The 20,157-nt window shown below is 63.1% G+C and carries 20 protein-coding genes; 17 read left to right on the forward strand and 3 right to left on the reverse strand.

Annotated features, from left to right (window positions below; genetic code table 11):
- Window positions 1-294 precede the first annotated feature (294 nt).
- From AOC05_RS20385 to AOC05_RS03630, 5 genes are all read left to right on the forward strand, one after another.
- Window positions 295-426 (forward strand): hypothetical protein, encoded by a 132-nt coding sequence (locus tag AOC05_RS20385; RefSeq protein ID WP_257720353.1) that lies wholly within the window; start codon window positions 295-297, stop codon window positions 424-426.
- Between the two features lie 472 nt (window positions 427-898).
- On the forward strand, window positions 899-1,255 hold the full coding sequence (locus AOC05_RS03610; RefSeq protein WP_062005760.1) for an RES domain-containing protein: 357 nt from the start codon (window positions 899-901) through the stop codon (window positions 1,253-1,255).
- Window positions 1,256-1,496: 241 nt separating this feature from the next.
- Complete coding sequence (locus AOC05_RS03615) at window positions 1,497-1,829, forward strand: hypothetical protein (protein WP_062005762.1); 333 nt, start codon at window positions 1,497-1,499, stop codon at window positions 1,827-1,829.
- A 644-nt stretch (window positions 1,830-2,473) separates the two neighbouring features.
- Window positions 2,474-2,848 (forward strand): DUF485 domain-containing protein, encoded by a 375-nt coding sequence (locus AOC05_RS03625; RefSeq protein ID WP_062005766.1) that lies wholly within the window; start codon window positions 2,474-2,476, stop codon window positions 2,846-2,848.
- A 30-nt stretch (window positions 2,849-2,878) separates the two neighbouring features.
- Window positions 2,879-4,504 (forward strand): cation acetate symporter, encoded by a 1,626-nt coding sequence (locus AOC05_RS03630; RefSeq protein ID WP_157375042.1) that lies wholly within the window; start codon window positions 2,879-2,881, stop codon window positions 4,502-4,504.
- A gap of 301 nt (window positions 4,505-4,805) precedes the next feature.
- Here AOC05_RS03630 and AOC05_RS03635 read toward each other — a convergent pair whose 3' ends face one another.
- On the reverse strand, window positions 4,806-5,276 hold the full coding sequence (locus AOC05_RS03635) for an Lrp/AsnC family transcriptional regulator (RefSeq protein WP_062009298.1): 471 nt from the start codon (window positions 5,274-5,276) through the stop codon (window positions 4,806-4,808).
- A gap of 236 nt (window positions 5,277-5,512) precedes the next feature.
- Here AOC05_RS03635 and pdhA point away from each other — a divergent pair, with 236 nt between their 5' ends.
- The 4 genes from pdhA to AOC05_RS03655 all read left to right on the forward strand — a co-directional run bounded on the left by pdhA (window position 5,513) and on the right by AOC05_RS03655 (window position 9,469).
- On the forward strand, window positions 5,513-6,652 hold the full coding sequence (gene pdhA, locus AOC05_RS03640) for a pyruvate dehydrogenase (acetyl-transferring) E1 component subunit alpha (RefSeq protein WP_082357737.1): 1,140 nt from the start codon (window positions 5,513-5,515) through the stop codon (window positions 6,650-6,652).
- Window positions 6,649-7,659, forward strand: a complete 1,011-nt coding sequence (locus AOC05_RS03645; protein WP_062005768.1) for an alpha-ketoacid dehydrogenase subunit beta — start codon at window positions 6,649-6,651, stop codon at window positions 7,657-7,659. Before pdhA ends, AOC05_RS03645 begins: the two co-directional genes overlap by 4 nt.
- Before the next feature lie 2 nt (window positions 7,660-7,661).
- Entirely contained in the window at window positions 7,662-8,993 is a 1,332-nt protein-coding gene (locus AOC05_RS03650) for a dihydrolipoamide acetyltransferase family protein (RefSeq protein WP_062005769.1), read from the forward strand.
- Between the two features lie 107 nt (window positions 8,994-9,100).
- Window positions 9,101-9,469 (forward strand): SPW repeat protein, encoded by a 369-nt coding sequence (locus tag AOC05_RS03655; protein ID WP_062005771.1) that lies wholly within the window; start codon window positions 9,101-9,103, stop codon window positions 9,467-9,469.
- Between the two features lie 137 nt (window positions 9,470-9,606).
- Here the strand turns inward: AOC05_RS03655 and AOC05_RS03660 are convergent, their stop codons facing one another.
- Together AOC05_RS03660 and AOC05_RS03665 are read right to left on the reverse strand one after the other, a co-directional pair.
- Complete coding sequence (locus tag AOC05_RS03660) at window positions 9,607-10,215, reverse strand: TetR/AcrR family transcriptional regulator (protein ID WP_062005774.1); 609 nt, start codon at window positions 10,213-10,215, stop codon at window positions 9,607-9,609.
- A 90-nt stretch (window positions 10,216-10,305) separates the two neighbouring features.
- A complete protein-coding gene (locus AOC05_RS03665) occupies window positions 10,306-10,908 on the reverse strand; it encodes a TetR/AcrR family transcriptional regulator (protein WP_230085573.1) in 603 nt (200 codons plus the stop codon).
- Between the two features lie 102 nt (window positions 10,909-11,010).
- Between AOC05_RS03665 and AOC05_RS03670 the strand changes: the two genes are divergently transcribed.
- From AOC05_RS03670 to dxr, 8 genes are all read left to right on the forward strand, one after another.
- The gene (locus AOC05_RS03670) at window positions 11,011-12,618 is read left to right on the forward strand and encodes a carboxyl transferase domain-containing protein (protein WP_062005778.1); all 1,608 of its coding nucleotides are present in this window, start codon (window positions 11,011-11,013) and stop codon (window positions 12,616-12,618) included.
- A 7-nt stretch (window positions 12,619-12,625) separates the two neighbouring features.
- Window positions 12,626-14,713, forward strand: coding sequence for a biotin carboxylase N-terminal domain-containing protein (locus AOC05_RS03675; protein ID WP_062005780.1), 2,088 nt, complete (start codon window positions 12,626-12,628; stop codon window positions 14,711-14,713).
- Window position 14,714: 1 nt separating this feature from the next.
- The gene (locus AOC05_RS03680) at window positions 14,715-15,878 is read left to right on the forward strand and encodes an acyl-CoA dehydrogenase family protein (protein ID WP_062005783.1); all 1,164 of its coding nucleotides are present in this window, start codon (window positions 14,715-14,717) and stop codon (window positions 15,876-15,878) included.
- A 71-nt stretch (window positions 15,879-15,949) separates the two neighbouring features.
- The gene (locus AOC05_RS03685) at window positions 15,950-16,816 is read left to right on the forward strand and encodes a CoA transferase subunit A (RefSeq protein ID WP_082357739.1); all 867 of its coding nucleotides are present in this window, start codon (window positions 15,950-15,952) and stop codon (window positions 16,814-16,816) included.
- On the forward strand, window positions 16,813-17,472 hold the full coding sequence (locus AOC05_RS03690) for a CoA transferase subunit B (protein WP_195849421.1): 660 nt from the start codon (window positions 16,813-16,815) through the stop codon (window positions 17,470-17,472). Before AOC05_RS03685 ends, AOC05_RS03690 begins: the two co-directional genes overlap by 4 nt.
- Complete coding sequence (locus AOC05_RS03695; RefSeq protein ID WP_062005784.1) at window positions 17,469-17,948, forward strand: MaoC family dehydratase; 480 nt, start codon at window positions 17,469-17,471, stop codon at window positions 17,946-17,948. Before AOC05_RS03690 ends, AOC05_RS03695 begins: the two co-directional genes overlap by 4 nt.
- A 39-nt stretch (window positions 17,949-17,987) precedes the next feature.
- Window positions 17,988-18,785, forward strand: a complete 798-nt coding sequence (locus AOC05_RS03700; RefSeq protein ID WP_062005786.1) for an HpcH/HpaI aldolase/citrate lyase family protein — start codon at window positions 17,988-17,990, stop codon at window positions 18,783-18,785.
- A gap of 150 nt (window positions 18,786-18,935) precedes the next feature.
- Window positions 18,936-20,150 (forward strand): 1-deoxy-D-xylulose-5-phosphate reductoisomerase, encoded by a 1,215-nt coding sequence (gene dxr, locus AOC05_RS03705; RefSeq protein WP_062005788.1) that lies wholly within the window; start codon window positions 18,936-18,938, stop codon window positions 20,148-20,150.
- Window positions 20,151-20,157 lie beyond the last annotated feature (7 nt).

The raw sequence follows: 20,157 nt of genomic DNA on the forward strand, positions 1-20,157 counted from the left end.
GTTTGTAGTGGTCAGCAAGACCAAGAGTCACCGGGTAGTAGGTCTCCCATGCCTGTCCCGTAGGGGTAACCACTCGCGGGCACTTAACTCGAGCCCGACGCTTACCGAATAGCGATGGCGCCGCCACGGTCTTCTCCGTCTTGGCACATGGTGATCTTTTCATCTGCCCGATGCGATGCCATACGGCAGGTATGAATGATTGACGCGTAGCTGTTGGGCGCCTAGAGTTCAACCTTTACAATCCAGAGATTCCTGCCATAGACCGCAACTCTGGAAACTATGGCAGGTTTGGTTATGAGCACAGTTCTTCCTGAGGCGCCGCACATGGCACGCGGCGTCCAGACCACAGAGAATGCCTGGCCGGATATCGACTCCGAATTCTGGATGCTTACTGGCACCGAAGTGGCTGCACTGTTGGGCATCTAGCGCAAGAACTCTTTTCTTTACCCTGGCTTTCACTTCGTTTGCCGGGCCAACGCAGTGCGGCCAGTCATCGCGGCGCTGCTGGAGATCATCGCAAAATACCAGCGCAGTGTGGAGGACCTGACGCATTGGCTTTGCACACGCACAGGTCAGTGGGATGATGATCGCCCGGTGGACCGTCTCGATGAACCAGCTGTTGTGCTCGAAGCGGTCAAGAGCCACTATGGAGTTCAGTGGTGGTCGGGCCGCGTGGTGAATTTGAGCCGCAAGTCTTAACTGGACCCGCAGGCGAGCGCATGCACAGGCTCTTAAGTAATGTCTCTGGCCGCCGCGCGAACCAATTCAATCCGGGAATGGGTTCCCGGACCCGGTTTGCGTACTTCGGAACTCGGCCAGTGCCTGTGCTGTATGCAGCGGCCACTGACGGGGCTGCCATTGGCAAGACCCTCCTCACGACGTCCCGATGGCAGGCGGCATGATCACCGCAGAAGCCTGCCGGGATAAGGTCATGGCCAGGATCCGTCCCACACGAGAGCTGCGCCTGGCGAAGTTCAAGGGCACCGGCCTGCGGACACTCAAGGTCGAAGCCAAAGACACTACTGCCACCACAGCAGCGCGTTACGGCGAGACCGTGCACTGGGCTGCGGCCGCACACGCGGCCGGACTCGATGGTGGCGTGTGGATGAGCCACCGCTGCAACACCGACAGGGCTTATGTTCTGTTTGGGGACCGCGTGGACATGGCTGACCTGGTGGTGGATTCACACAGGCCAGGGCATCGCTATGCCGGCCTTTTGGGGTCTGACCACCAGTGGAACAGCGGTGGGCGCTAACCCAGGCCGATTGTTGCAAAACTTCACTCTAAGAAAGCAACTCCGAATACGAACAGTTCCACTGGGAAACGTTCAAGGGGACGGCCGATGGGTTGCGATCTCCAATTGTTTTCGGACGATGTCGGGAACTCCGAATTCCGTTTCCCTTTTAGTTTTTTCCCGTCCCGTTCAAAGCTCGGCTGTAATCTCCCTGTTGGGGGCGGGCATCCTCGGATCGGGCACGGCCGCCCTATGCGTGTGCGTGTCCATGCCCGCCCTGCCGGTCTTTCCGGGGCCCCGCTATACCGTCGACGACCTGGCACTGTCCTCCACCCTCACCCCACTACTGGTCGGCCGCCTGCGGGACCAAAAACTCATCACGGCCGGTTCCGGCATGAGCGTGGGACTCGCCCCGGTCGCGGCAGGAACCGTTCTCCTGGCCAGCGCCCCACAGCCAACCACTCTCTACATGGCAACAGTCGTCATCGGTACCGTCATCGGCATCACCACATCCCTGGGCTTCGCACACCTTGCCGCCAGCGCTGAACGCAGAGGCATGGAAACCGCTATCGCACACAGCAAAGCCTTGGCCTGAGATATCCCACCAGTAAGCCCACGCAAGGGCGAGCAACTGCGTGGGCTCGAACTGGCCTATCGTCGGCTGCTACGAATCCGGGTTCGGGTTGCTTCCTCACAAAACGATCCACAGCTGAGAATACGACCCGCAAGACGGTCCTTCACCGGAACGCGTGCAGAAGACTTCGAAAATGGGCGAAACTGTTTGTTTCGCAGGCGTCATATTCTCGTATGTCTGCCCCCGAAAAGCCCGGTGGCCATTCCTGTCCGTAGCTTGGTTTACCTTCCCCATGAGCCCAGCCTTACGGCTCCGGTAATCGAGGAGCTCGACGCTCGCCACGAACCGCATGAAGCCAGGCAGTTTGGTCATTGCACCTGGAATATCTTGCCGTGACTTTCGTCGACAGTGATACGCATCGAAAGGAAAGCGGCACGAATGTCAGAGCTCGGGGATCTTGCAGGGAGCATCGTCACGGGGTAGCGGGGTAGCGGGGTAGCGGGGTTCGCCGGTGACAGCCACGTCAGGAACCAGCACTCGGCCAGGGGCTGAGGATGCCGTTCGGCGCATTCACAATGCCGTTCAGCGCGGGAGCAGTCCCACCGCCCCCTTTGTGATTCAGGACACTTCATAGTGAAAGGGATCACATCACCCAAGGAGGAGAGATGGGTATTTCAGCCCACGCAAGTCACGAGAACCCGGTGGACTTCATCGCCGAACAGAACTCGGAGGAATTCAAGGCGCTTAAGAAAAGCCACCGCAGCTTTGTTTTCCCCGTTGCCATCGGTTTTCTCGTTTGGTACTTTGCCTACGTTTTGTTGGCCGCCTACGCCCACGACTTCATGTCCATCAAGGTCTGGGACAACATCAACATTGGCCTCATCCTTGGCCTGCTGCAGTTCGTCACCACTTTCGGCATCACCACCTGGTATGTCACTTACGCCAACCGGAAGCTCGACCCCCAGGCCGCGGTGATCCGCCACCGGCTTGAAGCGCAGATCGAGTCGGCCAATACGCCCAAGGAAAAGGAAGAGGTCTAGCCCGTGAGCCTGTCTTCTGCTCTTCACAGCATTGCCCCGCTGGCCCCGTCGCTCAGCGACCAGACGAAGGAAAACTCGTGGATCAACATCTTGATCTTCGTGGGCTTTGTGGCCGTCACCATGGTTGTGGTGTTCCGTGCCAGCCGCAACAACAACACCGCGGCTGACTACTACGCGGCCGGACGCTCCTTCTCCGGCGGACAGAATGGCACAGCCATCGCCGGTGATTACCTCTCCGCAGCCTCCTTCCTGGGCATCACCGGGGCTATCGCCGTCAACGGCTACGATGGCTTCCTGTACTCCATCGGATTCCTCGTCGCCTGGCTCGTGGCACTGCTCCTGGTCGCCGAACTGCTGCGCAACACCGGCAAGTTCACCATGGCCGACGTGCTCTCCTTCCGCCTCAAGCAGCGCCCCGTGCGCATTGCAGCCGCCACAACCACCTTGGTGGTGTGCTTTTTCTACCTGTTGGCTCAGATGGCTGGCGCCGGCGGACTTGTCTCCTTGCTCCTTGGCCTGGATAGCTCCAACAAGGCCGGGCAGAACATTGTCATCGCCGTCGTCGGCGTGCTGATGATCGTTTACGTTCTGATCGGCGGCATGAAGGGCACCACCTGGGTGCAGATCATCAAGGCGTTCCTGCTCATCATCGGTGCCGGGATCATGACCATCATTGTGCTGGCCATGCACGGCTTCAACCTCTCCACCCTCATGGAAGCGGCCGTCCAGACCTCCATCGCCGAAGGCGGCGCCGGCGAGGCGCTGCTGAACCCCGGCGCCCAGTACGGCAAGGCCCCGCTCGACTTCGTCTCCCTGGCCCTTGCACTGGTGCTGGCAACCGCGGCACTGCCGCACGTTTTGATGCGCTTCTACACGGTGCCCACCGCCAAGGAGGCCCGCAAGTCGGTGGTCTGGGCCATCTGGCTCATCGGCGGTTTCTACGTCTTCACCCTGGTCCTAGGCTACGGCGCCGGCGCCCTGATCGGTAAGGAAGCCATCCTGGCCGCCCCCGGCGGCGTCAATGCGGCCGCCCCGCTGCTGGCGTTCGTCATTGGCGGGCCGCTGCTGCTGGGCTTCATCTCAGCGGTCGCCTTCGCCACCATCCTGGCTGTCGTTGCAGGCCTGACCATCACGGCGGCAGCCTCCTTCGCCCACGACATTTACTCCAACGTCATTGTCAAGGGCGAGCCGAAGCCGGAAATGGAAGTGAAGGTCGCCCGCCGCACCGTGGTCATCATTGGCCTCGTGGCGATTGGCGGCGGCATCCTGGCCAACGGCCAGAACATCGCGTTCCTGGTCGCCCTGGCGTTTGCCGTGGCAGCCTCGGCGAACCTGCCCACCATCGTCTACTCGCTGTTCTGGAAGAAGTTCACCACCCAGGGCGCCCTGTGGAGCATGTACGGCGGTCTCGCCTCCGCCATCTTGCTAATCGCGTTCTCACCCGTGGTCTCCGGCAGCCCCAAGGCCATGATTCCCGGTGCCGACTTCGCCTGGTTCCCGCTGGCCAACCCCGGTATCGTCTCCATTCCGTTGGCGTTCTTCCTAGGCTGGTTGGGCACGGTGCTCGATAAGAACACCGAGGATCCCCGCATCCAAGCCGAAATGGATGTCCGTTCACTGACCGGTGTCGGTGCCGAAAAGGCCTCCGACCACTAACCCACAGAACTGGCCTGCCGCTGTTGAAAGGCCCGCTTTGCACGCCGAAAGGCCCCGCCTGGTTGTCACTTACGACGCCGGACGGGGCCTTTCGCGTGCTCCCCGCCGGGGCGGTGGACCGGCATTACTTTATGCGCGCCACTGAGGGCGAATATGGCGCCAATGGACGAGATGCACCGTATTCCTCATGGGCTCGGCGCATAAGAAAAGTCGTTGGGCTGCGGGGGCCAAGGAGTGCACTTTATGCGCCAAACCGACGCTGCCACATGGGCCAGAGCTGTCGACAGCGACTTTCGGGAAACTATTGTTGCAGTTCACGTAACAGTAGCGGTGTCATGCGGAAGGGAACCAGCTCGTTCATGGCCAGGGATGTTTCGGTGCGTTCAACGCCGTCGCACGCCAGGATCTTGCCGTTGATGCGGAACAGATCCTCGGCGCCTTGGGAGACGACCCGCGCCAATATGTCTGCGCGGCCGCTGAGTCCGTGGGCCTCCACCACTTCCGGGATGGATGCCAGGGACGCGGCCAGGGCGCCCAGCTTTTGCTGCTGCACGTGAACCGAAATGAAGGCCGTCAATGGATAGCCCAGGGGGGTGGCGCTGATCCTGTGGTCAAAGGCCAAAAACGCATGACGTTTCTCCAGTGAAACCATTCGTGCTTGGACGGTGTTGCGGGAGAGGCCAAGCTTTGCAGCCATGGCCACCACTGTCTGGCGGGGATCATCCACCATGGCCAGCAGGATGCGCGCGTCGGTATCATCAAAAGTAGGCATAATGCGCAGAATAGCACGGTCCACTCCGTGTCTTTAGTGCACCCTGATCAATTTCCTCGAAGGTTATTGCACCGATTGCGTGCTGTGAGTAGGGTCACAGCTATAAGGGTTGCAACGACGCTTCCCTGCCGCGCGGGTACAAGTCTCGCGGGGAACCGTGGGCTGGCATTCACAAGATGCCCCACCCACTGCCGCGGCTATCCGCCTGCGGCGCATCGCTAAGGAGGCGAACCGCCATGCTGGAGGAAACAGCCAGCCCCGAGACTTCACCACAACCGGGGATTCACCAACTCATTGGCGCCGACGGGACCAGCGTCGTGGACGAGCTGCTCGCACCCTTTGTGACCGACGTCGACGATGACCAACTCCTTGAACTGCTCAGCGACATGGTGGTCATCCGCCGCATCGACGCCGAAGCCACGGCCCTCCAACGCCAGGGCCAGCTCGCCTTATGGCCACCCATGCTGGGGCAGGAGGCGGCGCAGATCGGCTCCGTCCGCGCACTGGAAGATGATGACTTCATCTTCCCCACCTACCGGGAAAACGGCGTCGCCTATTGCCGTGGCGCCAAGCTTGCAGGGATCATGAGCACGTGGCGAGGAAGCGCCAACACCGGCTGGGACCCCTACGAATTCAACATGGCCACGCCACAGATCATCATTGGCGCCCAGACCTTGCACGCCACCGGATACGCCATGGGGCTGACCATGGACGGCAAGGAGTCCTTGGCTATCGCTTACCTGGGCGACGGTGCCACGAGCCAGGGAGACGTCCACGAATCAATGGTGTTCGCCGCCAGCTTCCAGGCCCCCGTGGTCTTCTTTTGCCAGAACAACCACTGGGCCATCTCGGAACCGGTCGGACTGCAGTCCCACGTCCCCCTCGCAGGCCGTGCCCCCGGTTACGGGATCCCCAGCTTGCGCGTTGACGGGAACGACGTCCTGGCCGTACTTGCCGCCACCCGTTGGGCGGCCACCCGTGCCCGCAGCGGCGGTGGGCCCAGCTTCATCGAGGCCGTCACCTACCGGATGGGCGCCCACACCACCGCCGATGACCCCACCCGCTACCGCGGCGTCACCGAATTGGAGGAGTGGCGCGGCAAGGACCCGATCGCCAGGCTGCGGGCGTTCTTGCAAGGCCGCGGAAAGCTCGACGCCGGCCAGGAGGCTGCCCTGGAGGCGAAGGCTGACGCTGTGGCGGCGGAACTGCGCGCCGGTTGCATCAACATGCCCGACCCTGCTCCGATGAGCATCTTTGACAATGTCTACACCTCCGGGCACGCCATCCTGGACCGCCAGCGGGACCACTATGAACGATATTTGGCCAGCTTCTCCGGCACAGAAGTGGACGCCCTCGCGGAAGGAAACCGGTCATGACCACGCTGACACTGACCCAAGCCATCAATGCCGGGCTGCGCAAAGCCATGGAGGAGGACCCCAAGGTGGTGCTGCTTGGGGAAGACATCGGCACCCTTGGCGGTGTTTTTCGTGTCACCGACGGGCTGATGAAGGACTTCGGCTCACACAGGGTCATCGACACGCCGCTGGCCGAATCCGCCATCATCGGCACCGCCGTCGGCCTGGCCTACAGGGGATTTCGCCCCGTCTGTGAAATCCAGTTTGACGGCTTCATTTACCCAGGCTTCGACCAGATCGTCTCCCAGGTGGCCAAGCTGCACATGCGCACCCACGGCCAGGTGCGGATGCCGTTGACCATCCGTGTCCCGTTCGGCGGCGGCATCGGTTCTCCCGAGCACCACTCTGAGTCACCGGAAGGCTACTTTGTGCACACCTCCGGGCTGCGTGTCATCAGTGTTTCCAACCCGCAGGACGCCTACACCATGCTGCGTCAGGCCATCGCCAGCGACGACCCCGTACTGTTCTTCGAGCCCAAGCGTCGCTATCACGCCAAGGGCGAGGTGGACCTTGAGCTGGACCTGTCGCGGGCACCGGCGATGGGGGCTGCACGCATTGTTGCCTCCGGCACCGACGTCACACTGGTGACCTACGGGCCGTTGGTGGCCACCGCCCTCGACGCGGCCAAGGCAGCCTTCGATGACGGCGTTTCCATCGAAGTGATCGACCTGCGCTCATTGTCTCCCATTGACTACGGGCCGCTGGAGGAATCGGTGCGCCGGACCGGACGCCTGGTGGTCACCCATGAGGCCGGCGAAACGTTGGGGCTTGGGGCGGAGATCGTTGCCGCCGTCACCGAACGCTGCTTCAACTACTTGGAGGCGGCGCCTGTGCGTGTGACAGGCTTCGATATTCCCTACCCGCCCTCCAAGCTGGAAAAGCACCACCTGCCCGACCTTGACCGAATGCTCGACGGCGTGGACCGCGCCTTGGGCCGCCCCAACTCCCTCAGCGGGCTGGAAGGATGAGAATGATTGTGGACTTCAAGCTCCCAGACCTCGGAGAAGGGCTGACCGAGTCGGAGATCGTCAGCTGGCAGGTGGCAGTCGGCGACACGGTGAAACTGAACCAAGTCATCGGCGAGGTGGAAACGGCCAAAGCCGTGGTTGAACTGCCGTCCCCGTACGCGGGCATTGTCACGGCGATCGCCCATGAGCCCGGCACCGTAGTCGAGGTGGGCGAGGTGATCATCTCCTTCGATGTGGCGGAGCCGGGCGGGGCCCCCAACACGGCTGGAGATGGCAACGGGGCTAGCTCCGAACCCGCCCCCAAAAGGGTGCCGACACTTGTTGGCTACGGCGCCGACCCGGAGTCCAGCGGACGTCCTGCCCGACGCGCGCGGACATTGACCATACCTGCACTGTCCTTGGCTCCCGTAGTGGAATCCGCCGCGCAGGTCCAGGCCGACCGGCCCCGCTCCACGCCTCCGGTACGGAAGCTGGCCCGGGACAGGGAGCTAGACCTAACCCAGATACGCGGCACGGGGGCGCGGGGGCTCATCACCCGGGAGGACGTTCTCGCCTTTGCAGGGGACCTTGCCCCGGTCGAAGGAATCGCTGAGCCGGGTTCGACGTCGTACCTGCCCGCGTCGGGGAACATGGCCCGTGAGGTGCGCACCCCCATCAAGGGTGTGCGCAAATTTACCGCGGCCGCCATGGTGCAAAGCGCCTTTACCGCCCCGCACGTGACCGAGTTCCTCAACGTTGACGTCACGGCCGGGATGGAATTCTTGGCACGGCTACGCACCAGTCGCGAGTTTGCCGACGTCAAGCTCACGCCGTTGACGCTCGCAGCGAAGGCGGTGTGCATTGGGGTGGCGCGGCAGCCGTCGTTGAATTCGCACTGGGATGAGACCAATCAAGAGATCGTCACCATGAACTATGTGAATCTGGGGATTGCCGCGGCCACACCGCGCGGGCTGATAGTGCCGAACATCAAGGATGCGCAGACGCTGGGCCTGCACGGGATGGCTGCAGCGCTGGGCGATCTGGCCGGCACAGCCAGGTCGGGGAAGACACCTCCGACCGATCTGGCCGGTGGCACGTTTTCCATCACCAACATAGGTGTGTTTGGCATTGACGCGGGCACGCCGATCCTAAACCCGGGGGAGGCAGGGATCCTTGCCTTGGGCGCTGTCCGGAACATGCCGTGGGAATACCAGGGTGGCATTGCGTTGCGGTCGGTGATGACGTTGAGCTTGTCCTTTGATCACCGTCTGGTGGACGGTGAGCAAGGCTCACGTTTCCTGGCGGATATTGGCACCATGATGGCCGATCCGGCCATGGCGTTGGCCTTGGGCTGAACGACAAGAAGCGGACTTCCTTGGGCTCTGGTAACACCCGGGCGCCGGACGTATATTTGAGGTGACCCCCACTCTGGGAGCCAACGCTTACAAGGAGGTTGGTATCAATGAAGAAGTGGAATCGCTGGCAGGACTACGTTGCCATCGCCGCTGGTCTCTATGCGGCACTGTCAACCATATGGACAACCCAGCAAGGCAGCTCAATGGTCATGATGATTGGCGTCGGTGTCCTCTTGATCGCCGCAGGCGTCTGGAACCTCATGAGCCCTAGCACCCCTGTTGCTGAATGGGTGCAGATGGTGCTTGGGGCTCTGTTGTTCATCTCCCCGTGGCTGGCTGGATACACAGGTCACACCGGCGCGGCATGGACATCGTGGCTCGCAGGCGCCGTGGCTTTGGTCGCGGGCGTTCTGGCCGTGCAGACAAGCATGCGCGAGCATACCGTTGGCCACGACAAGGGGGTGCCGGCCCACTAATTTACTCATTTTCGATTCTCGGCGGCGAGGGAAATTCCGCTTCAAGCGCCCCGCCATGGACCGACCCGCAGCCCCTGGGCCACGGGTCAGTTCCGCGTGTGGGACTCCCAAAAAAGGCGTCATTGGCTATGGGTGGGTTACTCGGAGGGTGCTGGCAGCCGCGGAGGTAAGGCGATCAGCGCCGCTAAAACCTGCCGGAGCGTTTCTTTCCGTGCGGGCGTGCCAGCCACATACTTTGTGTAAACTCCCAGCCCAAGTATGGTGTGCACAATAGTGAGGCCGTCGGCGTCGGAGGGTAGTTCGCCACGCTTGATGGCTCGGCGGACCAGCAACTCAGCCGCCTCGTCGCGGCGGTTTATCACCTCGGACTGCAAGAATGCTGCCACCTCCGGCTCCAGCATGGCTGTCCAGGCGACAGGGGACAGGCTGCCGAACTTAAGCAGTGACGGTCCCAAGCTCATGTGTTCAAGAAGGTCCTCCAGCAGATTCCCGTTGTCGATCTCGCTGGGGCCGGGATACTCCGCCGCGATAGCCGTTCCCACGAGGTGAGCCTTGGATCCCCACCGGCGGTAGATGGTGGTCTTGGAACACCCTGCGTGTGCGGCGACGGTTTCTATTTCCAGCCGGGGGTATCCGACGGCGCTGAGCTGGGTAAGGGTTGCTGCGAATACGCGTTCACGTAGGGCTGAATCAAGTGGACGGCCGCGGCGCGGAGTATTGTTTTGTGCAAATTCTGGAGTGGACATCGCTGGTAACAATAGCATCACGCTCTGGCAGTATGCCCTTACCCCTTGTGGGGTGGGCAGCGGCACGACGCCCCGAAGATGGACCAACGCTTACACCCTGGTAAGTCCTGCCCATGCCATCGCTTCCAAAATGGGCTTGGCAGCCACGGCCCCGAAACGTCCGCCGTGCAGATGCACGCTGTGCGGGGTGGAATTGATTAAGCCGAAAACCGCGTGGGCTTGCAGCCGCCGCAACGCCGCATCCCGGTCAGGAAACATGGTGCCCAGTACCTGGACCCACAGCTCAACATAGCCGCGTTGTAGCAACCGGACCTGGCGCAGGTCCTGTGCGCTGAGCGCGTCAAGGTCCCGGTCCTGGACCCGGATCACCTCTGGCTGGCTCAAAGCGAAGTCAACGTGGAAGGCGACGAGTGCGCGCAAGGCGGTGCCGGCGTCGTCGGACCTTTGAAGAACGGCGCGTCCGCCGGCCAAAAGGTCCTCGCTCACACCCACCAAGAGCGCACCCAACAGGGCTTGTTTGCTGCTGAAATGCCGGTAGACGGCGGGGCCGCTGACTCCGGCCGCGGTCCCCAGATCCTCGATGGACACGCCGTTGAAGCCGCGCTGGGCGAAAAGGGCCGCGGCGGAATCAAGGAGGATCGCACGCCGATTGGCTTTGGCCAAAGTGCGCGCATTGCCGGCTGATTCGCTCATCGAGTTCCTTGTGCTGGACATCACAGAATTCACGTACTAACCTGAAACTCAGTTAGTGATTGTTAACTTAGCATGTACTGCTGAAGATCGGACAAACAGTCGATGGAGACTTTGCAATCCCGAATTGAGCCCGGTGGCGAGGCGTTCGGGCGCAACGATGGCGGGCAGCGAGCACTGGTGGCGGAGCTGCGGAAGCGTCTGCGCACAACGGCGCTGGGTGGGCCGGAAAAGTCCCGTGAGCGCCACGTTGCCCGTGGAAAGCTCTTGCCGCGCGATCGCATCGACCGCCTGCTTGACGACGGCAGCCCATTCCTGGAAATTGCGCCTTTGGCCGCGAACGGGATGTACGACGGCGCCTCCCCTGGTGCGGGGGTGATCGCCGGCATCGGTCTGGTAGGCGGACGCCATGTAGTAATTCTCTCCAATGACGCCACCGTCAAGGGTGGAACCTACTACCCCATGACAGTGAAAAAGCACCTGAGGGCGCAGGAGATTGCCCTTGAAAACAAGCTGCCGTGCATCTACCTGGTGGACTCCGGTGGGGCGTTTCTACCCAAGCAGGACGAGGTGTTCCCCGACAAGGAGCACTTTGGCCGGATCTTCTTCAACCAGGCCCAAATGTCCGCCCGAAAGATTCCGCAGATCGCCTCTGTCATGGGATCGTGCACGGCTGGCGGCGCCTATGTGCCTGCCATGAGCGATGAAACGGTGATTGTCCGCAAGCAGGGCACCATCTTCCTAGGTGGTCCGCCGCTGGTGAAAGCGGCCATCGGGGAGATCGTCACGGCCGAGGAGCTCGGCGGTGGTGACGTCCACGCCCGCATCTCGGGCGTCGTGGACCATCTGGCAGAAAACGACGAACACGCGCTCGCCATCATCCGGGACATCGTGTCCACGCTGCCACCCAACCCGGCACCCGCCTGGGCCGTGCAAGCCTCGGAGGCACCCGCCGTCGACCCTGCTCAGTTGTATGGTGCCGTCCCCACCGACCTGAACACGGCTTACGACATCCGCGAGATCATCGCCCGCCTGGTGGATGGCAGCAAATTTCACGAATTCAAGAAAAATTATGGGACCACCCTGGTGACAGGATTCGCCCATTTGCACGGGCATCCCGTGGGCATCGTCGCCAACAACGGCGTGCTGTTCAGCGAGTCTGCGCTCAAGGGCGCTCACTTCATTGAGCTGTGTGACCAGCGCGGCATCCCGCTGATTTTCCTGCAAAACCTGAACGGCTTCATGGTCGGTAAGGACTACGAGCAAGGTGGCATCGCCAAGCACGGCGCCAAGATGGTCACCGCCGTCGCCACCGCCCGGGTGCCCAAGCTGACGGTGATCGTCGGTGGCTCCTTCGGGGCCGGCAACTACTCTATGTGCGGACGCGCCTACTCCCCGAGGTTCCTGTGGATGTGGCCGGCCGCACGGATTTCCGTCATGGGCGGCAACCAGGCCTCCTCCGTGCTAGCCACCGTCAAACGCGAGCAAATCCAGGGCCGTGGGGAAGAATGGTCCGCCGACGCCGAGGAAGCGTTCAAGGCACCCATCAAGGCCCAATATGAGGACCAAGGCAGCCCCTACTACTCCACCGCCCGCCTCTGGGACGACGGCGTGATCGACCCCATGGACACCCGCACCGTCCTCGGCCTGGCCCTGGACGTGTGCGCCAGGACCCCGCTGCCGGAGACCTCCTTCGGCCTCTTTAGAATGTGAGCCACTCATGACTGAACCTTTAAGCTCACCGCCTTTTGGCACAGTCCTGGTGGCCAACCGGGGCGAGATTGCCTGCCGCGTCATCCGCACCCTGAAGGCGCAGGGCATCCGCTCGGTTGCCGTGTATTCCGAGGCCGACGCCGGAGCACGCCACGTGCGCGAAGCAGACCTGGCGCTGTGCATCGGTCCCGCCCCGGCTGCCGAGAGCTACCTGAGCATTCCTGCTGTCATTGCCGCCTGTCAGGCATCTGGGGCCCAGGCCGTCCACCCCGGCTACGGATTCCTGTCCGAGAACCTCGAGTTCGCCAAGGCGCTCGCCGAAGCCGGCATCACGTTCATCGGCCCCAACCTCGAGGCCCTGAACGTCATGGGGGACAAGATCCGCTCCAAAAACCATGTGGCCGCCGCCGGCGTTCCCGTGGTGCCGGGTCTCTCCGAACCGGGGCTCACAGACGCGGATCTGATCGCCGCAGCCGAAGACATCGGCTTCCCGCTACTCATCAAGCCCTCCGCTGGCGGTGGCGGCAAGGGCATGCACAGCGTGTTCACCGCGCAGGAACTGCCGGCCACCCTGGCCACCGCCCGGCGCGTGGCTGCCGCCTCCTTTGGCGATGACACCCTCTTCCTGGAACGCCTCGTGGCCAACCCCCGCCACATCGAGGTCCAGGTCCTGGGGGACAGCTTCGGCAACGTCGTCCACCTGGGGGAGCGCGAATGCTCACTGCAGCGCCGCCACCAAAAAGTCATCGAGGAGGCACCCTCGCCACTGGTGACCGGAATGGACGACGGCGGAACCACTCGGGAGCGCATCGGCGCCGCAGCCTGTGCCGCAGCAGCCAGTGTCAACTACACGGGTGCCGGGACGGTGGAGTTCCTGGTCTCGGATGACCGCCCGGACGAGTTCTTCTTCATGGAGATGAACACCCGCCTGCAGGTGGAGCATCCCGTCACCGAAATGGTGGCCCGGGTGCGAGGTGACGACCTGGACCTAGTGGCGTGGCAGTTGCGCATTGCCGCAGGGGAAACGATCGACTTCACCCAGGCCGATGTCACTCTGGAGGGCCATGCCGTCGAGGCCCGCGTGTATGCAGAGCAGCCCGCCGAAGGCTTCCTACCCGCCACCGGAACTGTGGCTGGCCTCGACGAGTCCGTGGCACGGCGCGACGGGGTTCGCGTGGACAGCTCTCTGGCACGGGGTCTGGAACTCACCGCGAATTACGACCCCATGCTGGCCAAGGTCATCGCTTGGGGCAGTGACCGGCAGGAGGCGCTCGACCGCCTGGATGCGGCCCTTGCCGACTATGTGGTCCTGGGCGTGCCCACGAACGTGGAATACCTGCGTCTGCTGATCAACGACCCCGACGTCCAGGCCGGGCGCCTCGACACGAACCTGATTCAGCGCAAACTCCCGGACATGCAATTTCGAACCGTGGCTGCGCGCGACTATGCCCTCGCCTCGTGGGTGGTCGACGCCAAGGCCACGTCGCTGGCCGAGGTGGCTGCACGTGAAGCGCTTGTCGAACCTGGCACGACCCCGTGGTCCCGCACCGACGGCTGGCGGCTCGGGGATCACGCGCCCTGGCGCAGCAACTGGGCGGCACCTGGCCGCACCGGCGTGGTGACGGTCAGCGGACCGCAGGCAGGCAGCGGGACCGAAGGTCCCGGCGTCGTACGTGTCAGCGGACTGTGCGACGGGCCCGAAGAGGTGAGTGTCGGCGGCGTGATCAATGACTACCACTTTGCGGTCCAAGGGGACACCGTTTTCCTGGGCAGCGGCGGATGGAGCGTGGAACTGATGCGCCTGGACCGGGAAGCAGCCACCGCGCGCATGCTGGCCGGGTTGGAACGCAAGGACGCCGCAGCCGATCCCCAACTGCGCAGCCCCATGCCCGGCACCGTCACCGTGGTCAATGCGGCCACGGGGGAGCGGGTCCAGGCCGGGGCGGTGCTGCTGGCGGTCGAGGCCATGAAGATGGAACACCAGATTGTGGCCCCGATGGCAGGTACCGTGCACATTGGCGTGACCGTGGGTGCGCTGGTCAAGGCGGACCAAATTGTTGCCACCATCCATACCGAAACCGTTGAAGGGAACTAACGTGCCAAATTTTGAGCTCAGTGACGATTACCAGGACTTGAGCGACACCGTCCGCGACTTTGCCGACAACGTGGTGGCGCCCGTGTCTTCCAAGCACGACGAAGAACACAGCTTTCCGTATGAGATTGTGGCCCAGATGGGGGAGCTGGGACTCTTTGGGCTACCGTTCCCCGAGGAATACGGCGGCATGGGCGGGGACTACTTTGCCCTGGCCCTGGCCCTGGAACAGCTGGGTCGGGTGGACCAGTCGGTGGCCATCACCCTGGAGGCGGGCGTATCCTTGGGAGCCATGCCGGTGTTCCGCTTCGGCACCGAAGCCCAAAAGCAGCAGTGGCTGCCGTCCCTGGCGGCCGGGCAGGCGCTGGCAGGCTTTGGACTCACCGAGCCCGACGCCGGTTCCGACGCCGGCGGTACCACCACCAAGGCGCGGCTGGAGGGTGGGGAGTGGATCCTCGACGGGCACAAGCAGTTCATCACCAACTCGGGTACCGACATCACCAAGTTCGTGACCATGACGGCGGTGACGGGCACCTCCGAACGTGCCAACGGCTCCATCAAGAAGGAGATCTCCACCATCCTGGTGCCCAACGGAACGCCCGGGTTCACCGTGGAGAAGGCGTACAACAAGGTGGGCTGGAACGCCTCCGACACCCACCCCCTGACACTCGTGGACGCCCACGTCCCGGAAGAAAACCTGATCGGCGTGCGTGGGCGTGGGTATGCCAATTTTCTCTCCATCCTCGACGAAGGACGGATCGCCATCGCGGCGCTGGCTACCGGGACTGCTCAGGGTTGTGTGGACGAGGCCGTACGCTATGCAAAGGAACGGCACGCGTTTGGCCATGCAATCGGACACTACCAAGGCATCTCGTTCAAGATCGCCCGTATGCAAACCCGGGCGCACACCGCCCGGCTGGCCTACTACGACGCCGCCGCACGCATGCTGGCCGGGAAGCCGTTCAAGACCGAGGCGGCCATCGCTAAGATGGTGGCAAGTGAGGCCGCCATGGACAACGCCCGCGACGCCACACAAGTATTTGGCGGCTACGGGTTCATCAACGAATTCACCGTTGCCCGGCACTACCGCGACTCGAAGATCCTGGAGATAGGGGAGGGCACCACGGAAGTGCAGCTCATGCTCATAGCCCGCGAGCTCGGCCTGTGATCGCGGTGGTCGAGACCAGCCGGTGATCGAGCCTGTCGAGACCAGCCTCTACACAGTGAAAGGTACTTGCGATGATTAACAAAGTGGTTGCATCTGCTGCCGTGGCCGTCAAGGACATCCACCACGGCGCATCCCTTGCCGTTGGCGGGTTCGGGCTGTGCGGAATCCCCGTGGCCTTGATCCGGGCCGTGTACGACGCCGGCACCGCCGGTTTGGAAACAGTCTCCAACAACTGTGGTGTTGACGACTGGGGCCTGGGAATCCTGCTCCGCGACGGGCGCATCCGGCGCACGGTCTCCTCCTATGTGGGTGAGAACAAGGAGTTTGCCCGCCAGTTTCTTGCCGGTGAGCTTGAGGTGGAACTCACGCCCCAAGGCACGTTGGCGGAAAAGCTGCGCGCCGGTGGTGCCGGGATCCCGGCGTTTTACACCGCTGCCGGTGTCGGCACTCAGGTTAGTGAGGGGGGCCTTCCACGCAGGTACGACGCCGACGGCACTGTGGCGATTTCCTCGCCCCCCAAGGAGGTGCGCAGGTTTGGAGACGCCGACTTTGTGCTCGAGGAGTCGCTGACCCCAGACTTTGCCCTGGTGCACGCATGGAAGGGCGACCGGCACGGCAACCTGGTCTTTCACGCCACCGCCATGAACTTCAACCCGCTGTGCGCCATGGCCGGAAAGATCACCATAGCCGAGGTGGAGGAGCTCGTTGAACCCGGCGAGCTCGACCCCGAGCACGTCCATGTGCCCGGGATCTTCGTCCAGCGCGTGGTCCACGTGCCAGCAGGCACCCCCGGTAGCCAGAAGCGCATAGAAAAACGGACCGTCTCCGAGCCAATAACTGAAACCCCGGTGGTTGATCCCCAAATGCTCCCCAACCTCGCAAGCTCGGCTGGGGCCCCCTCGCATCCGGGGCACGTCGTCGAAACCAAGGAGGCATGACAGTGGCACTAACACGCAATGAACTGGCGGCCCGGGTGGCCCGCGAGCTGCACAACGGCCAGTACGTGAACCTGGGCATCGGCATGCCCACGCTGATCCCCAACTTCATCCCGGACGGGGTGGAGGTGGTCCTTCACTCGGAGAACGGGATATTGGGAACCGGCCCATACCCTTTGGCTGCCGAAGTGGACCCGGATCTGATCAACGCGGGGAAGGAAACCGTCACCGTCAACAAGGGCGCGTCCTTCTTCGATTCAGCGCTTTCTTTTGGCATGGTCAGGGGAGGGCACGTTGACGTGGCCGTTCTCGGGGCCATGCAGGTGGCCCAAAACGGTGACCTCGCCAACTGGATGATCCCTGGCAAGATGGTCAAGGGCATGGGCGGAGCCATGGACCTGGTGTTCGGTGCCAAGAAGCTCATCGTCATGATGGAGCACACCGATAGGGAAGGCAAGCCGAAAATCCTGGAACAATGCACCCTGCCCCTGACAGGCAAAGGCTGCGTGGACTTGATTGTGACCGACTTGGCCGTCATCGCGGTGACCCCGGACGGGCTGGTACTGAAGGAACTTGCCCCGGGCGTTAGTGTGGAAGAAATTGTGGCTGCCACCGGTGCGCCACTGAACCTGGAGATGCATGATGTGGACACGGTATGAGTGAGCCCAAGGTGATTGCCCAGAGAGGCCTGTACTTCGAGGAACTGGCGACCGGCGTCCTCTACCAACACAAGCCGGGGCGGACCATGACGGAGACGGACAACGTCCTGTTCACCACCATGACCATGAACACCCAGGCGCTGCACCTGGATGCGGCCTGGAGCGCCACGCAACCCTTTGGGCAGCGGCTCATGAACTCCATGTTCACGCTGGCCACCATGGTGGGCCAGTCCGTGGGGCAGCTGACACAAGGGACCATCGTGGCACAGCTGGGGATGAGCGAGATCACCTTCCCGCACCCGCTGTTCCACGGCGACACTCTATACACGGAGACAGTGGTGACCCAGAAGCGCCTCTCTTCCTCGCGGCCGGGGCAGGGTATTGTGACCATGGTTCATACGGGGCGCAACCAGGACGGCGTCGTGGTGGGGACCGCCAGCCGTACGGCCCTGTTCTGGCTCACGCCAACAGCATAGAGGGAGCACACCATCAACGTCACCGACACACCTTTCACCATGGGTCCTGCCATCTTGTTTGCTCCGGCCGACCGTCCCGAGCGGTACGCCAAAGCCTCGGAGCGGGCGGACGCGGTAATCCTGGACCTCGAGGACGCCGTGGCCCCCGCAGCCAAGGTACTTGCACGCGAGCACCTGGTGAACAACCCGCTCAATCCGGCCACCACCATGGTCCGCATCAACGCCGTAGACACGCCCGAGCATGCCCTGGACCTGGCTGCACTGGCCCGGACGGAGTATCGCACCATCATGGTGGCCAAATCCGAAAATACGGCAGCCATCGCAGCGCTCGCAGGCTGGGACGTGGTTGCGCTGTGCGAAACCGCGGCCGGGGTCCTGGCCGCACCGGCGCTGGCGCAGTTGCCCCATGTTGTTGCCCTGATGTGGGGGGCCGAGGACCTTGTAGCCTCCCTGGGTGGAACCTCCAGCAGGTTCGACGACGGCCGCTACCGTGCCGTGGCCGTGCAGGCGCGCTCGCAGATATTGTTGACTGCGGGAGCCTTCGACAAGGTCGCCATCGACTCCATCTACGCAGATATTCGTGACCTTGCCGGGCTTGCCGATGAGGCCGACGACGCCGTAGCCAGCGGTTTTGGGGCCAAAGCCTGCATCCATCCCAGCCAGGTGTCGGTCATTCGAGACGCATACCGTCCCTCCACCGCGGACATCGCTGCGGCCCGGGAACTGCTCGCCGCCGCGGACCGGGCCGGCAGCGGGGTCTTTGCCCACCGGGGGCAGATGGTGGACGGCCCCATCCTGGCGCACGCCAGGGAAACGCTGCGCCGCGCAGCCCCTTAGCAATGGCGTCGGGCGGCGGGTTGGGGGTAATGTGACCGCCAGCTCATCCACGACGCCGGCAAGTCTGGGAGCGCTTGGGTTGGGCCCACGCCTGCGAGGGGCCCCGGCCGAGGAACGAGGCAGGGGAGCAGGTGGGGAATACTTGTAGCTATGCAGCATCGAAAAGTGATCATTCTTGGCTCCACGGGTTCCATCGGCACACAGGCGATTGACGTCGTCGAACGGGCCACGTTGGCTGACGGCACACCGCGTTTCACCGTCACGGCGCTCAGTGCCGGCGGCGGAAACCTTGAGTTGCTCGCCGAGCAGGCCGTGCAGACCCGGGCGCTGGCCATCGGCATTGCCACGGACGACGCCGGACCTCTGCGTGCGTTGCTCGACTCCCGAGCCGCTGCGGCTGGGCTCCACGGATACTTCCCGGAGATTGCCACGGGACCGGGCGCCTCCAGCGTTATCGCCGCTTGGGGTGCCGGCACCTCTCATGCCGCTGACGTGGTGCTGAACGCCATCACCGGTTCCATTGGACTCGCGCCGACGCTGGCGGCCTTGGGCACTCAGGCAATTTTGGCGCTGGCCAACAAGGAATCCCTGATCGTGGGAGGCCAACTGGTCAAGGACGCGGCATCGCCGGGGCAGCTGGTCCCGGTTGACTCCGAGCATTCGGCCCTCGCCCAGGCGCTGCGTTCAGGCACTGCAGACGAGGTTAGAAAGCTGGTCGTGACAGCATCCGGGGGGCCGTTCCGCGGCCGCACCCGCGCCGAACTCGCAGACGTGACTCCCGCGCAGGCGCTCAAGCACCCCACCTGGGACATGGGCCCCATGGTCACCACCAACTCGGCCACTTTGGTCAACAAAGGTCTGGAAGTCATCGAGGCGCACCTGCTTTTCGACGTGCCACTGGATCGCATCGAGGCCGTGGTTCACCCCCAATCCGTAGTGCATTCCATGGTGGAATTCACGGACGGGTCAACCATGGCGCAATGCTCGCCGCCGGACATGCGCCTGCCCATCGCCCTTGGGCTGGGCTGGCCGGAAAGGGTCCCCGGTGCAGCCCTGGCGTGCGATTGGACAAAGGCTGCCACCTGGACGTTTGAACCACTGGATAACGAGGCCTTTCCCGCCGTCGAGCTTGCAAAAGAGGCGGCCCGCAGGGGAAGTACCTGCCCTGCCGTCTATAACGCGGCCAACGAGGAAGCCGTGTATGCCTTCCACGCTGGCAGAATAAGTTTCTTGGACATTGTGGATACCATTGCGGAAGTTCTCAGCGAACACACACCGGTTTCGGAGCTGACGCTAGAGTCGGTGCTGGAAGCTGAAAAGTGGGCGCGGGCGCGGACCAACGAATTGTTGGCCGCCAAGGGCTAAAGAAGTT

Source organism: Arthrobacter alpinus, assembly GCF_001294625.1.
Classification (GTDB): domain Bacteria; phylum Actinomycetota; class Actinomycetes; order Actinomycetales; family Micrococcaceae; genus Specibacter; species Specibacter alpinus_A.